10 protein-coding genes and 2 pseudogenes are annotated in these 14,919 nt (G+C 66.8%); 3 read left to right on the top strand and 9 right to left on the bottom strand.

Annotated features, from left to right (window positions below; genetic code table 11):
- Positions 1-135: 135 nt before the first annotated feature.
- The 5 genes from AC1DT6_RS02740 to AC1DT6_RS02760 form a co-directional block, all read right to left on the bottom strand.
- A complete protein-coding gene (locus AC1DT6_RS02740) occupies positions 136-1,773 on the bottom strand; it encodes an ABC transporter ATP-binding protein (protein ID WP_441631416.1) in 1,638 nt (545 codons plus the stop codon).
- Positions 1,774-1,791: 18 nt separating this feature from the next.
- On the bottom strand, positions 1,792-2,631 hold the full coding sequence (locus AC1DT6_RS02745) for an ABC transporter permease (protein WP_035859582.1): 840 nt from the start codon (positions 2,629-2,631) through the stop codon (positions 1,792-1,794).
- Complete coding sequence (locus AC1DT6_RS02750) at positions 2,628-3,632, bottom strand: ABC transporter permease (protein WP_441631418.1); 1,005 nt, start codon at positions 3,630-3,632, stop codon at positions 2,628-2,630. The genes AC1DT6_RS02745 and AC1DT6_RS02750 overlap by 4 nt, the downstream gene beginning before the upstream one ends.
- Positions 3,633-3,790: 158 nt before the next feature.
- Complete coding sequence (locus AC1DT6_RS02755) at positions 3,791-5,407, bottom strand: ABC transporter substrate-binding protein (RefSeq protein ID WP_441631419.1); 1,617 nt, start codon at positions 5,405-5,407, stop codon at positions 3,791-3,793.
- A gap of 160 nt (positions 5,408-5,567) precedes the next feature.
- Complete coding sequence (locus AC1DT6_RS02760; protein ID WP_276286008.1) at positions 5,568-6,914, bottom strand: ArgE/DapE family deacylase; 1,347 nt, start codon at positions 6,912-6,914, stop codon at positions 5,568-5,570.
- Positions 6,915-7,098: 184 nt separating this feature from the next.
- Between AC1DT6_RS02760 and pdxR the strand changes: the two genes are divergently transcribed.
- Together pdxR and AC1DT6_RS02770 are read left to right on the top strand one after the other, a co-directional pair.
- Entirely contained in the window at positions 7,099-8,697 is a 1,599-nt protein-coding gene (pdxR, locus tag AC1DT6_RS02765; RefSeq protein ID WP_441631420.1) for a MocR-like pyridoxine biosynthesis transcription factor PdxR, read from the top strand.
- 136 nt (positions 8,698-8,833) lie between these two features.
- Positions 8,834-10,258 (top strand): FAD-binding oxidoreductase, encoded by a 1,425-nt coding sequence (locus AC1DT6_RS02770; protein ID WP_441631422.1) that lies wholly within the window; start codon positions 8,834-8,836, stop codon positions 10,256-10,258.
- Between the two features lie 17 nt (positions 10,259-10,275).
- Here AC1DT6_RS02770 and AC1DT6_RS02775 read toward each other — a convergent pair.
- The 4 genes and pseudogenes from AC1DT6_RS02775 to AC1DT6_RS02790 form a co-directional block, all read right to left on the bottom strand.
- Positions 10,276-10,455 (bottom strand): annotated as a pseudogene (locus tag AC1DT6_RS02775) (HigA family addiction module antitoxin); the annotation flags it as partial.
- Between the two features lie 202 nt (positions 10,456-10,657).
- Entirely contained in the window at positions 10,658-11,458 is an 801-nt protein-coding gene (eutC, locus tag AC1DT6_RS02780) for an ethanolamine ammonia-lyase subunit EutC (protein ID WP_441631424.1), read from the bottom strand.
- 13 nt (positions 11,459-11,471) lie between these two features.
- A complete protein-coding gene (locus tag AC1DT6_RS02785) occupies positions 11,472-12,854 on the bottom strand; it encodes an ethanolamine ammonia-lyase subunit EutB (protein WP_441631426.1) in 1,383 nt (460 codons plus the stop codon).
- Positions 12,855-12,958: 104 nt separating this feature from the next.
- A pseudogene (locus tag AC1DT6_RS02790) lies at positions 12,959-13,519 on the bottom strand (amino acid permease); the annotation flags it as partial.
- A 229-nt stretch (positions 13,520-13,748) separates the two neighbouring features.
- Here AC1DT6_RS02790 and AC1DT6_RS02795 point away from each other — a divergent pair.
- A complete protein-coding gene (locus AC1DT6_RS02795) occupies positions 13,749-14,786 on the top strand; it encodes a helix-turn-helix domain-containing protein (protein WP_441631428.1) in 1,038 nt (345 codons plus the stop codon).
- The last annotated feature ends 133 nt before the right edge of the window (positions 14,787-14,919 follow it).

Raw genomic sequence — 14,919 nt, forward strand, 5'->3', positions numbered from 1 at the left:
GATATGTGTTGTGGCAAAGGCCTGGCGGCTTAGCGGTCCACCCCGCCCGGCGAGGTCGCGGGCGTTGGCCAGCATCAGTTCGTACCTGGCGCGCAGCACCTGGGCGCGCTCGCGGGCCGCATGGCGCGCGCGGCTTCAGGCAGCGGCGCGGATCAGCGTCGGGTCCCACTCCTTGCCAGGAATCGCGGCAATCAGCCGCTGCGTGTAATCGTGCAGCGGCGCGTCGAAGATCTGGCCGGGCGGTCCGGACTCCACCACCTTGCCCTTGTGCATCACGATCACGTGGTGGCAGATCTGGGCGGCAACACGCAAGTCGTGGGTAATGAAGATCAGGCCGATATCGAGCCGCTTCTGCAGGTCGCTCAGCAGTTGCAGCACCTGCGCCTGCACCGAGACATCGAGCGCGGAGACGGATTCGTCGGCCACCAGCAGCTTCGGCTCCAGCGCCAGCGCACGCGCGATGCCGATACGCTGGCGCTGGCCGCCGGAGAACTGGTTGGGATAGCGGTCGAAGGCGGACGCCTCCAGCCCTACCAGCTGCAGCAGTTCGCGGCCGCGGGTCTGCGCCCTGGCCAGCGGCACGCCGTTGGCCACCGGGCCGTCGGTGATGATGCGCCCCACCGTATGACGCGGGTTGAGCGAGGCGAACGGGTCCTGGAAAATCATCTGCACGTCGCTGCGCAGCGGACGGAACTGGCGCTCGGACAGGCGCGCGATATCCTGCCCGTCGAACAGCAGCTCGCCGCCGTCGATATCGGTCAGCTTCAGCAGGCATTTGCCGATGGTGGACTTGCCCGAACCGGATTCGCCGACGATGCCCAGCGTCTGGCCGCGCCGCACGCTGAAGCTCACGCCGTCCACGGCGTTGACCACGCGCTTCTTGCTGAACAGACCGCCGCCGGAAGAGTACGTCTTGCGCAGCCCGCGCACATCCAGCACGATCTCGGCCGCCTGCTGGTCGCGCGCCTTGGCGCGTCCGTGCGGCACCGCGCCGATCAGGCGGCGGGTATAGGGATGCTGCGGGTGGTTGAGCACTTGCTGCACCGTCCCGACTTCCACCAGCACGCCCTTCTCCATCACCGCGACGCGGTCGGCGATCTCCGCCACCACGCCAAAGTCATGCGTGACGAACATCACGCCCATACCCTTCTCCGCCTGGATGCGCTTGATCAGCGCCAGGATCTGGGCCTGCGTGGTGACGTCGAGCGCCGTGGTGGGTTCGTCGGCGATCAGCAGCGCCGGCTCCAGCGCGAGCGCCATGGCGATCACTACGCGCTGCCGCTGCCCGCCGGACAGGCGGAACGGATAGCTGTGGATCAACGTAGCGGGATCGGGCAGGCCCACGAACGCCAGCAACTCCAGTACACGCCGGGTACGCGCCTCGCCCGGACAGGCGTCGTGCACGCGCATGACCTCGGCGATCTGGTCGCCTACCGTCATCACGGGGTTCAGGGCCGATAGCGGCTCCTGGAACACCATCGCCATTTCCTTGCCCCGCATGGACAGCAGGGTCTGCTCGTCCTGTGCCAGCAGGTCCTTGCCCTGGAACAGGATCTGGCCGCCCCGCGGCTTCAGGTAGGGCGGCAGCAGGCCCATGATGGCGTTGGCGCTCATCGACTTGCCCGAGCCGGACTCGCCGACGATGCAGAGGATCTCTCCGGCGTGCAGGTCGTAGCTCACGTCCTTCACCGCGTGCGCGCGGTCGCCGCCGGCGGGCAGCGCGATGGTGAGGTCGCGCACGGATAGCAGCGGTAGCTTGTCTGGTGCTTGCATGGTGCGTATTCCTTGTGCTTACTCGCCTCGGCGGCGCAGTTGCGGGTTCATGGCGTCGTTCAGGCCTTCGCCGATCAGGTTGATGGAGAGCACCGTCAGCAGGATGGCCACGCCGGGCCACACGCTCATCCACCAGGCTTCGCGGATCATGGTGCGGGCCGCGCCGATCATGAAGCCCCAGCTCATCATGTTGCGGTCGCCCAGGCCCAGGAAGGACAGCGCCGACTCGGTCAGGATCGCGGTCGCCACCATGAAGGAGGCCGACACGATGATGGGCGACATGGCGTTCGGCAGGATCTGCGTGAGGATGATCCTCAGCGGCTTCTGCCCGATCACCACCGCGGCCTGCACGAATTCGCGCTGCTTGAGGGTGAGGAACTCGCCGCGCACCAGCCGCGCGACCGGCGGCCACGACACCACCGAGATGGCGGCCACGATGGAGTAGATAGTGGGATTGAAGATCGCCACGATCACCACTGCCATCGCCAGTTGCGGAATGGTCTGGAAGAACTCGGTGAAGCGCATCAGCGCGTCGTCGATGCGGCCGCCGCAATAGCCGGCCACCGAGCCGATCAGGATGCCGAACACCAGCGCCACGCCGGTGGAGATCACGCCCACCAGCAACGAGACGCGCGCGCCGTACAGCATGCCGGCGGTGATGTCGCGCCCGAGCATGTCGGTGCCGAAGGGAAAGGCCGCTTCGGCAAACGGGCGCACCAGCGGATCGCCCACCATCAGCCAGGGCGACTCCTCGTACAGCACCGGCGCCAGCAGCGCCACGGCCACCACCAGCAGCAGCACGACCAGGCCGATCACCGCGCCGTAGTTGCGGCAATAACGTTGTGCGAAGGCTTTCATGCCGTGGCTCCCTTGCCGCCCACCGAGATGCGCGGGTCGATAAAGCGGTAGACGATGTCCGTCACCAGGTTAAAGAACACCACCAGCGCCGAGGTGACGAAGAAGATGCCGAGCAGCAGCTGGTAGTCACGCTGCAGCAGGGCATCGAACATCAGCCGGCCGATGCCCGGCCAGGAGAAGACGGTTTCGGTCAGCACCGCGCCGCCCGCCATCTGGCCAAGCTGGATACCGGCAAAGGTGATCACCGGCAACAATGCGTTGCGCAGCACATGCACGCGGATCACGCGCCCGGAGGGCACGCCTTTGGCGCGCGCGGTCTTGACAAAGTCCATACCCATCACTTCCAGCATCGACGCCCGCGTCAGGCGCACATACACCGCCATGAAAAAGCAGCCCAGCGAGATGGTGGGCAGGATCATGTGCAGCGCCACGTCCTGCACGCGCGCCATGCCGGTATAGCCGGCGCCGATGGTTTCCATGCCGAAGGCGGGCAGCCAGCCCAGCACCACCGAAAACAGGATGATGGCCATCAGCGACAGCCAGAACAGCGGTGTGGCGTACAGCAGCAGCGCGCCGGACATCACCGCGCTGTCGATCCAGCGCCGCTTGTTCTCATAGCGCGTGCGCGCCGAGACCACGCCCAGGAACACGCCGAGCACGAGGGAGAAGACGAAGGCGCCGCTCATCAGCACGATGGTGGCGGGCAGCCGGTCCAGGATCAGGTCGAGCACCGGCAGGTGATTGCGATAGGAGTAGCCGAGATCGAGCGTGGCCACGCCTTTCAGGTAGATGCCAAGCTGCGTCAGCACCGGCTGGTCGAGCCCGAACTGCTGGCGCAACTGGCCCACGAAGGCGGCATCGCCCGCGCCGGCCTCGCCCGCCAGCACGGTGGCTGGGTCTCCCGGCGCCATGCGGATCAGGAAGAAGTTGATGATGACCACGCCGAGGACGACCACGAGGGCCTTCCACAGCCGGGATAGCAGGAAAGAGAGAAAATTCACGGCATGCTCCACACGGGCAAACGCTGGGCCCGGGCCGGCCGCGCCATCACCGCAGTCCTGGCGGAGCGCGGCGGCGACGGGCTTGGCCGGCACCATCTCGCGCGCGCCGGGCGGGTTGCCCGGCGCGCGAACTTACTGGCGGCTTCGTACTCGCGTACTCAGTTCTTCTCGATGGAGACGTTGTCAAACGACTCGTTCAGGCCGATGGCGGTGGTCACGAGGTTCTTGGCGTTCTTGCGGTACAGCGTGGGGAACTCCAGCTCGAACAGGTTGCCCGCGGCCACTTCCGTCATCAGGATCTTCTGCACCTCGGTGTAGAGCTTCTGGCGCTCCGCCGGGTCCATGGTGATGCTGGCCTTGGCCCACAGTTCATCCGATTGCGGATTGCTGTAGCCCTGTACATTGGCGAACGGCGTACCCTTGACGATGTTTTTGGTCACGTAGAGCCGTTCCACGCCCAGCGCCGGATCGCCGTACTGGTAGGTGTAGGTGGCGGTCAGGTCGAAGTCCCAGTTGCTGACGCGGGCCGACCAGGTGCCGGCATCGGCGGACTCGATGCTGACCTTGAAGCCGAGCTGTTCCAGCATCTGCTTCATGTACTCGTCAAGGCGGTCCCAGTTGGCGCCGTAGGACGTGGACAGGATCTTGACCGGGTACTGGCCCACGTTGACGCCGGACTCCTTGATCAGCTCGCGCGCCTTCTTCAGGTTGAAATCATAGGCCGGCGTGTTCTTGTCGAAGAACAGCGTGGCCGAGGCGAACGGGCTGATCGCCGGCTTGCCCATGCCGAAGAAGATGTTGTCCACGATCATCTTGCGATTGAGCGCGTGCATCACCGCCTGGCGCACCTTGACGTTGTTGAACGGCGGCTTGCGCGTGTTCATCAGCAGGTTCGACATGGGCGAGAACAGCTCCCAGCCCTTGGTGGTGTATTCCACATTGGGCAGCGTGCGCAGGCGCTTGACGTCCACGTTGTCGACGTCGCCGCCGCGCAGCACCTGCACGTCGCCCTTCTCGAAGGCGACCGCGCGCGAGGCCGAATCCGGGATCACGTAGAAGACCAGCTCATCCAGGTAGGGCTTGCCCTTCTTCCAGTAGTTGGGGTTCTTGGCCAGCTTGATATAGGCGCCCTTCTTCCACTCCTTGAACACGAAGGGGCCGGTGCCGACGGGCTTCTGGTTGGCGGGGTTGTTGCGGTAATCGGTGCCGTCGTAGATGTGCTTGGGCATCATCGGCATGGTGCCGGTCTCGAACATCGAGATAAACGGCGGGAAGGCTTCCTTGAGCTTGATCTCGACCGTGCTGTCGTTCACCGCGCGGATCGACTCCACGTACTTGTTGAGCACCGCGCGGGTACGCACGTGGACTTCGCGCAGCATCTTGTCGATCGAGAACACCACGTCGGCGGAGGTGAAGGGCTTGCCGTCATGCCACTTCACGCCGCTCTGCAACTCGAACGTGTAGGTCAGGCCATCGGGCGAGATCTTCCACGACTTGGCCAGTTCCGGGCGCGGCTTCAGGTCGGGGCCGTAGGTCAGCAGGCCCTGGTAGATCTTGCCGGCGATGTATTGCGTGGGCGCCTGCGAGTTCATCGCGCTGATCAGGATCGGCGGTTCGGGTTGCACGATGCCGGACAATGTGCCGCCGGCGGTCTGCGCGGCAGCGTTGCCCGCGGGCAATAGTACCGGTGCCAGGGCCAGGCCGGCGGTGGCCAGCGCCATCGACACCAGGCTTTTGCCAAAGCTCTTTTTCAGGTGTTGGGTGAGGTGTTTCATCGGTCAGTTTCCTGTGGTGGTGATCGTGATCTGCGGATACGGAAGACGACTAACTTCGATTGCCTGGGTCCATGGCACCTCATGCAGCCCCGTCAAGCCGCGCGAGTGCCGCGCGCCGCCATGCGGACGCGCCGACGCATTGACGCATTGACGCGTTGACTCAGGTAGCGACCGGCTCGACACCGCACCAGTCATGCATGAACTGCGCGAGCGTGGTGGCGACGCGCACCATGCTTTCGATGGAAACCGACTCGTCGATGCCGTGGATGTTGCGGGCCTGCGGTCCGTAGCAGGTCACCGGCGTTTCCAGCATCAGGCGGAAATGCCGCGCATCGGTGGTGGCGGTGGTGGCCTCGCGCCGCACTGCCTCGCCATTGACCTTGCGGTGCGCCTCGCCCAGCGCCTGCATGCTGGGCACATCGAGATCGAACTCGCAACCGGGCGCGTGGAAACCTTCGTAGCGGATATTGAGTGTCAGGTTGCTGGCCAGGCGATCCAGCGTGGCTTGCACGCAGGCCGCGACCCGCGCCTTGGCATCGGTCACGCTCATGGTCGGGTAGAAGCCGATGCGGATCCCCAGCGTGCAGGTGCAGGGCACCGACGAATTCCACTCGCCGCCCTGGATCTGGCCAAGGTTGAAGTTGATCGGGTGGGCGTGGTCGCGATAGGCTGCGGGACGGTTCTCGGGCAGGTTCCACTCGGCCTCGAGCTTGCGCAGGCCGGCCATCACTTCGATGCCGGCTTCCACCGGGTTCACGCCGCTGGTCATGTAGGCCGCGTGCGCGGGCCGCCCGGTCAGTTCCACGAACATCCAGAACACGCCCATCTGCGCGCTCATCAGGCTCTCGCCCAGCGGCTCGGGAATCACCACGGTGTCGAAGGAAGCCAGCTTGCCGGCGCCCACCGCGCTGCGCAGCGCAGCCACGGTGGCGAGCGCGCCATTGCCGGTGTTCTCTTCTTCGAGCACGGAGTTGAAACCGACCGCGCCGGCGGGCTGCACGCCGAGGTCCTTCAGCGCCTTGTAGGCGGCGAGCGTGCAGATGATGCCGGCCTTCATATCGCCCGCGCCGCGGCCGAACAGCCAGCCGTCCTCGACGAAGGGCGCATAGGGCGACTGGCGCCACATCGATTCCGGTCCGGTGGGCACCACATCCAGATGGCCGTTGAACAACACGGAACGGCCGCCCTTGGCCACCGGCCTGTGCGTGGCCAGCAGGTTGTAGCGGCCGCCGTCCGGACAGCACGGCGGCGAGAACAGCGGCAGGTCCTTGAGCGTCTCGCTGCGCAGGTAGATGCGCTCGGGCTCCAGGCCAAGTTCGCGCAGCGCGCCTTCCATGAACGCCACGGCCGGCTGTTCCTGTCCGGAGGGACTGGGCGCCGCCACGAACTCCGACAGCGTGCGCACCATGTACGGCTCCAGCGCGCGCACTGCGGCGGCGATGTCGTCGGTGGAAAGCGTGGGGGTAGCAATGGAGGACAAACCGGAACTGCCTGCAGGACGATGCATAAGTGGCTCCACGGGGGTCCGGTGCACGCAGCGGGCGTGTGTCCGGAGAGGGCAACTCGGCCGGATAGGCCGGATCGGCAAAACGCCGTTCAGGAAAACGACGCTCGAAATATGATGGGTGGAAACTTAGCGGATCATTGGTACCATACATAGATCCATATTTTTCTTTTCACTAGGGGCCGCTTTGAAAGAGACGATTCTGTCCGAGCTGCTGTTGCAGCGTCTGGAGCGGCCTGCGGACGGCGCGACGGACAAGAATGGCGCGCACATGAACCGCCAGCTCTACGAGATCATTCGCCAGGAAATCCTTGCCGGATCATTGGTTGCGGGCACCAAGCTGCCCGCCTCGCGCCTGCTGTCGAAAGAGGTAGGGGTTTCCCGCAATACCGTGCTTTACGCTTATGAGCAGTTGCTCGCGGAAGGCTATGTCACAGCGGCGAGCGGAAGTGGCACCTTCGTGTCGCAAAGTTTTCCCGACCATAGTGCATTGCACAACCACAGGGCGCAAAGTGGCACCATGGCAGTGCCTGCGATGCAGCAGAACCCGAACCGGTTCACGCTTTCGCGCCGCGGCCAGCACCTGATATCGCACTCCGGTGCATCGGATCGGCAATGGGGCGCATTCGTTGCGGGCGTACCCGACGTGTCGCTGTTTCCGCACGCCGTGTGGGCACGCCTGCTGAACAAGCACTGGCGCGCGCCGCGCCCCGAACTGCTGACCTATGCCCATAACGGCGGCTACATGCCGCTGCGCCGCGTGCTGGCCGAGCACCTGCGGCTGGTGCGCTCGGTGCGCTGCGAGCCCGAGCAGATCATCCTGACCACCGGCATCCACCAGGCCATCGACCTGATCGCCCGCCTTCTGGGCGACGTCGGCGACAAGGCGTGGATGGAAGACCCGGGCTACTGGGGCACCCGCAGCCTGCTGAACAGCGCGGGCATCGAGACCATTCCGGTCCCCGTGGACAGCGAGGGGCTCGCCCCGGATGCGGCTACTTTGCAGAATCCGCCGCGCTTTATCTTTGCCACGCCCTCGCACCAGTATCCGCTGGGCATGGTGATGAGCCTGTCGCGCCGGCGCATGCTGCTGGAATACGCACGCCAGCGCGGCGCCTGGATCGTGGAGGACGACTACGACAGCGAATTCCGTTTCGAAGGCCGGCCGCTGGCCTCGCTGCAAGGGCTGGACGAACACGACCGCGTGATCTACATGGGCACGTTCTCCAAGACGCTGTTCCCCGGCTTGCGCATGGGCTTCATGGTGCTGCCCAAGCCGCTCGCGCCGCACTTCGCCACAGGGCTTTCGGAGTTGTTCCGCGAGGGACAACTGGTACAGCAGGCGGTGCTCGCCGACTTTATCGAGGAAGGGCATTACGCCACGCATATCCGGCGCATGCGTCAGCGCTACGCACAACGCCAGGGCCTGCTGCGCGAGTCCATCGCGGCGCGCCTCGGCGCGGCCTGGCCCACGTCCACGCACGAGGCCGGCCTGCACATGGTGCTCCACCTGCCGCCGGGCGCCGACGATCTCGGCATCAGCATGGCGGCGCGTACCCAGGGCCTGTCCACGCGGCCGCTGTCGCGCTATTTCTCCGATCCCGCGCAGGCGACGCAGCAGGGCCTGCTGCTGGGCTATGCCTGCGTGCCGGAAGCCGAGATCGCGCCTGCATTCAACAAGCTGGCGGAGGTGATCGAACCCGCGCTGGAGCACCTGGCACGCACGCAGGCACCGCGCCGCGCGCCTGCGGCGGCCATCAACCGGGAGGCGTGGAGCGGCGCGTGATGGCGCGTGCGCGGCTTGCCATGCGCGCGGCGCCGTGCGATGGTGCCATCGCCTCCCGCTGGATTGGCCCTTAACGCAAGGCCGATCCTTCCATAGCATTAGCGTCCTTGTTCTTCCCCTTCACCGCCTCCCCCCTATGCCAAGCAACGCGCCAGCCCAGTCCGCCACCCTGCTCACCGAACTTGCCGGCCTGCTCGACGCCGCCGGCCTGCAGACGGGCGACGCCATCGAAACCCGTTTCCGCAAGGACTGGTACGCACCGCTCGGCGCGGTGCCGCCGTTGGCGGTGGTGCGCCCGCGCAATACGGAGGAGGTAGCGGCCGTGCTGGCGCTGTGCAACCGGCTGCATCAGCCTGTGGTGCCGCAAGGCGGACTGACCGGGCTGGCGGGCGCCGCCACGCCAGAGGGCGGCGAGGTGGTGCTGTCGCTGGAGCGCATGCGCGGCGTGGAAGAGATCGACGCGCAAGCCGGCACCATGACGGTGATGGCGGGCACCACGCTGCAGGCCGCGCAGGAAGCCGCGCGCGCGGCCGGCTGGCTGCTGGCCGTGGATCTGGGCGCGCGTGGCAGTTGCCAGATCGGCGGCAATATCGCCACCAACGCGGGCGGCAACCGCGTGATCCGCTACGGCATGATGCGCGACCAGGTGCTGGGGCTGGAAGCGGTGCTGGCCGATGGCACGGTGGTCTCGTCGCTCAACAAGATGCAGAAGAACAATGCGGGCTATGACGTGCGCCAGCTCTTCGTGGGCAGCGAAGGCACGCTGGGCGTGATCACGCGTGCCGTGCTGCGGCTGGCGCCGCTGCCGGCGGCCACGCAGACGGCGCTGTGCGCGCTCGAAAGCTACGACGACGTGGTGCGCCTGCTGCGCCATGCGCAGCGCAAGCTCTCGGGCCGGCTATCCGCCTTCGAGGCGATGTGGGCGGACTTCTACAACCTCGTGACCACGCGCGTGGCCGGCGTGCGCGCGCCGCTGCCCGAAGGCCATCCCTTCTATGTGTTGCTCGACCTGCAGGGCAATGACGACGCGCAGGATGCCGCGGCCTTCGAAGGCATGCTGGAGTCCGCCATGGAAGCCGGCCTGATCCGGGACGCGGCGGTGGCCTCCAGCAACAAGGAAGCGGAGAGCTTCTGGCAACTGCGCGACGCGGTCGCCGAATTCCCGGTGATGTGGGCGCCCAATGCCGCCTACGACGTGAGCCTGCCGATCGGCCGCATCGGCGAATTCGCCGACACGCTGCGCGCACGCATGCTGGCCGTGTGGCCGCATGCGGAACTGGTCAATTTCGGTCACGTGGGCGACAGCAACCTGCACGTCAGCGTGTACCTGCCGGGCGCTACCGACGCAGACTTCCCGGAGCACGAGATCTCCGACGTGATGTACGGCGTGGTGCGGGAGTTCAAGGGCAGCGTCTCTGCCGAGCACGGCATCGGCTTTCACAAGAAGCCCTACCTGCACTGCTCGCGCACGCCGGAGGAACTGGGATTGATGCGCCTGCTCAAGCGCTCGCTGGATCCACACAACATCCTCAGCCCAGGGCGGGTGTTTGATCCGGATTGAGGAAGGCGCAATGTCGCCAAACGGGATTCAGCGTCGCCGCCGAAGTGGCGCACCAGCCGGAGAGCGGTGTCCGGCGTAATCCCCCGAAGCTCGCGCACGATGTCGTTGATGCGGGCTGCGGTCACATGCAGTGCCACGGCGAGCGCATTGGCGCTCATGCCCAGAGGCGCGAGAAACTCCTCGCGATAAACGACCAGGAGATCGGAGCAAGCAGGCGCGGGGCCGTGCCTGGCAGGGATTGGATCAGGCCCCCTGCGTATTACCGTCGAATGCGCGGTCGCGAGCGCTCGGCTGGCCGGGTTGCCATAGGACCGGCGTAAAAGGTGAAGGTTCGGCCGCAGACAGGCCGGATGGCGAGGCTGTCCGGTGAGCGCGGTGCCGACTGCGCTCACCACGGCCTCAGTCAGTCTTTGCGCCGGACGCAGGCAGCGTGCCCGGCGCTGCCTCGGGCAACGCCGCGTGCTCGCTGTCGTCCTTCAGGTCCACGCCGCTGCGCCCCAGCGCCAGCGCGCCGCGCAGCAGGAAGGCGAGCTTGTCGGCGGCCTGTGCGTAGGGCAGCCCTTCCGGCCGCACATTGGAGATGCAGTTGCGCTCGGCGTCGCTGCGCCCGGGCCGCGGGTCATGCGTGAGATAGATGCCGAGACTGTCCGGCGAACTCAGCCCGGGCCGCTCGCCGATCAGCATCACCACCTGGCGCGCGCCGAGCAGGTGCCCGGCCTCGTCGCCCAACGCCACGCGCGATTGCTCGGCCACCACCACCGGCCCGATGCGCCAGTCCGGCAGGCGTTCGCGCACGGCCAGCAACAGGGCCACGCCGTGGCGCTCGGCGGCCAGCGCGGAAAGGCCGTCGGCGATCACGAACACCACGTCAGGCTTTTCGGCGGGCCTGGCCTGCGCCAGCCGTGTGCGGCTGTCGTCATCAAGCTGCCTGCCCAGGTCGGGGCGGCGCAGGTAGTGCTGACGGTCTGGCGCGGCACTGTGCACAGGCACGCAGCCAAGACCCGCGTCGCGCAGGGCCTGCTCGATGGCCGCGCGCGCCAGCGGCAGATGCACGGCGTCGCGCGCCTGCGCGTGCGCCAGCCCGAAGGCGAGCACGGCCTCCGTGGTCTGGCTGTGGCCGGCACGGCCCAGCGCGATGCGCGCGGCAGTGAACTGGCGCAGGCGCTGCCACGGGTTGTCCTGGATCAGTTTGCGGCTCATGGCTGGCGATGTCTCACAAACCGTGGGCAAGCTGCAGCAGCGGCTGGCGCTCGGCGAGTTCAAGCAGCCGCCCGTCCTCGCCGAAGATGCCCATCGCCTGCAGCCAGGCCTCGAACTCCGGCGCGGGCCGCAGGCCCAGCGTGTCGCGCAGGTAGAGCGCGTCGTGGAAGGAGGTGCTCTGGTAGTTCAGCATGATGTCGTCGGCGCCGGGCACGCCCATGATGAAGTTGATGCCCGCCACGCCGAACAGCGTCAGCAGCGTGTCCATGTCATCCTGGTCGGCCTCGGCATGGTTGGTGTAGCAGACGTCGCAGCCCATCGGCACGCCGAGCAGCTTGCCGCAGAAGTGGTCCTCCAGCCCGGCGCGGATGATCTGCTTGCCGTCGTAGAGATATTCCGGGCCGATAAAGCCCACCACCGTATTCACCAGCAGCGGCGAGAACTCGCGCGCCACCGCATAGGCGCGGGTTTCCATGGTCTGCTGGTCCACGCCGTGATGCGCGTTGGCGGATAGCGCGCTGCCCTGGCCGGTCTCGAAGTACATCACGTTGTTGCCCACCGTGCCGCGCCCCAGGCTCTGCGCGGCGTCATGCGCCTCGGCCAGCAGCGCCAGGCTGATGCCGAAGCCCGCGTTGGCACGCTCGCTGCCGGCCACCGACTGGAACACCAGGTCCACCGGGGCGCCCTGCTCGATGGCGCGCAAGGTATTGGTGACGTGGGTCAGCACGCATGACTGCGTGGGCACGTCGTAGCGGCGGCGCAGGTCGTCGATCAGGCGCATGAGGGTGACGATGGCACCGAGATTGTCGGTAGCCGGGTTGATGCCGATGGTGGCATCGCCGCAGCCATACAGCAGGCCATCGATCATCGATGCGGCAATGCCGCGGGCATCGTCGGTGGGATGATTGGGCTGCAACCGCACCGAGAGCCTGCCGGGCAGGCCGATGGTGTTGCGGAAACGCGTGACCACGCGACACTTGCGCGCCACCGCGACCAGGTCCTGGTTGCGCATCAGCTTGCTCACGGCGGCGGCCATCTCGGGCGTAACGCCCGGCGCCACGCGGGCCAGCACGGCGGAATCGGTCTCGTGCAGCAACAGCCAGTTGCGGAAGTCGCCTACGGTGAGGGACGCGATCTCGCGGAAGGCGTGCGCGTCATGGCGGTCGACGATCAGGCGCGTGACTTCGTCCTCTTCGTATGGCACCAGCGCTTCGTTCAGGAAATGCGCCAGCGGCACCTCGGCCAGCGCCATGCGCGCGGCCATGCGTTCTTCCTCGCTGGCGGCCGCCAGCCCCGCCAGGTAGTCGCCCGAGCGTGCGGGGCTGGCCTTGGCGAGCAGGGCCTTGAGATCGGCGAAGAGATGGCGCCGCGAGGCAACGGTGTGGGTGAAGGCCATAGTGCGTCTCAGTCGGCGGGGGCGGCCACGGGAGCCGGCACCTGCGGCCCGCTGCGGGCCAGGTCGCAGTGCGCGCCCTGGTGCCGCCCGCGCCAGTGGTAGTGCGCATAGCCCACGGCCCGCACGCCCATGAAGACCAGCAGCTCGAAGATGGCAAACAGCGTCACCACCAGCTCGAAGGTGGCCGCAATGCGCACACCGATGATATTGAGTCCCATGAACACAATATAGGCGCCCACCGCGGCCATCTTGGGATCGAGCCCCGGAAACTGCACATTGAGGTAGGCGCCGATGGCCAGCGAAATGGCCGGCGGCGCGAACACGAACTCGATCAGCGTAGCCAGCCCCGCGAGATAGCCCGCGCCAGGCCCGAACGCGCGATACGCATAGGCGAAAGGCCCGCCGGCATGCGGGATGCTGGTGATCAGCTCGGTGAAGCTGAAGATGAAGGTGGCGTACATGGTCGCCACCGCCACCGCCGTGACCATGAAGCCGAGCGTGCCGGCGCTGGCCCAGCCGAAGCTCCAGCCGAAGTACTCGCCCGAGATCACCAGCCCCACGGCGATGCCCCAGAGCTGTACGGTGCCCAGCGTCTGCGTCAGGGTCTTGGCGCCACCGGACGAAGGGGAGGACGAGAGCGGCGATGCGTGGGGCTGGCTGGACATGGCTAGGGTTTCTCCGGGGCGGTTTGCCACCGCGGTGCATTGCCTTGGCGGTGGCATTTCCGGCATCATCGCCAAAACCGTGCGGGCAGCGTTATCGAAAATTGGCAGCATTGCCTTGGACCCGTGCAAAGACAGCAGGCAAGGGCGCCGGCGCAACGGATGCTGCATCCCGACGCTGGAATGAAACTTGCGGGAGAGACGCTTTGCACCGAATGCCCCCATCTTCGCCATGAGCGCTACGTTCGATCGCAGCACCGACAGCAACACTAGCGCCGGCCGCCACGGCATCTTCCGCGTCACCGCCGCGCACGATGCCGACGAGCACGCCAGCAACCTGTCGCGCTGGACCCAGACCTACGACCAGCTCTCTCCCGGCCACTTCGCCGGCGAGGTCCGTGAGCTATGGCTGCCGCATGCGCAGGTATTTATCGAGCGCACCAACCGCAGCCTGCGGCAGTCGTGCATGGCCTGGCCCGACGCGATGTGGTTCGGCGTGCCGCTGCCCTCGGTCCAGGCCCCGGCCACGGTGGGCGGGATTGCCATCGCGCCCACGGCCATTGCCGTGCGGCCCGGAGGCACCGAGTTCGAACTGCGCACGCCGGAGGATTTCGGCATCTTCGGCATCGTGGTGGAGACCGCCGAGTTCGCCCGCTACATGGAGGAAGTAGAGCATCGCGACCCGGCCAGCGTGCTCGGCCAGCGCGAGGTGCTGTCGGTCCAGCCGTGGGCACGCGCACGGCTGTGCCGCGCGCTGATGGAGATTCTTTCCGAAGCTGCGGGCCACCACGCGATGGATGTAGCCGACCGGGCCGACCCGGCGCTGTTCTGCCGCGACCTGCAGGAACGGCTGCTGGGCAGCCTGGTGACCCTGCTGATGGCATCCAGCGACAGCGCGCAACGCGCCACCGTCACGCACGTCAACCGCCAACGCACCGTACAGCGCATCCGCGACTACCTGCTGGCCCATGCCGCGGACCCCATCACCGTGCCGGACCTGTGCCGGCATTTCCACCTGAGCCGGCGCGCGCTGCAATACTGCTTTGAAGACGTAGCCGGCATGTCACCCGCCGCCTACCTGCGCGCCCTGCGCCTGAACGGCGTACGCCGCGACCTCAAGTCCGGCAACGGCCACCGCACCGTTTCCGACATAGCTGGAGCCTGGGGCTTCCATCACCTGTCGCAGTTCGCCCAGGACTACCGCCGCATGTTCGGCGAACTGCCATCGGCGGCCCTGCGCGGACCAACCGGGCAAAGCCGCCCGAACTAGACAACGCCGACCGCAAGCCCCCAGGCAATGCGAAGCGAGCCCCCCACGCGATGCGAAGCGAGCCGTGAAGGTGTACCAGGCCGTATGGGGCGCCTCGTCGGCAGGCAAAAAGAGCGGAAAAGAGGGGGCCATG

The sequence above is a fragment of the Cupriavidus sp. 01L45 genome (assembly GCF_056399885.1).